This is a genomic window from Alkalibacterium sp. m-11 (assembly GCF_054658155.1).
In genome coordinates, this window is the sequence record NZ_BAAGIR010000494.1 from 1 (window position 1) to 255 (window position 255).

At 38.4% G+C, this 255-nt stretch carries 1 pseudogene; it reads right to left on the reverse strand.

The annotated features are described in order from the left end of the window. Positions 1–33: 33 nt before the first annotated feature. A pseudogene (locus ACYQ2O_RS13300) lies at positions 34–255 on the reverse strand (hypothetical protein); the annotation flags it as partial.

Here is a 255-nt window from a genome sequence, read left to right on the forward strand (position 1 = left end):
ACGCCTTCGCCCTTTTGGGATAGTGCGTAGCCATTACTTTTTCAGTTCTGAATTATCGTAGACGATACCGTGAATACTCTTATAGTAAACAGGAACCATCTCATTTCCACATCTTTCACAACTAAATTTAGGTGGATCCATTGGGTCTCCACCATCTAGAACATCAAATTGTTTGACTATATCCTTTGGAATCTCCTCTATCTCTTGACACGTGCGACAGATAAATTCAACGTTTTTTATTGCTTTCTTTTTCGA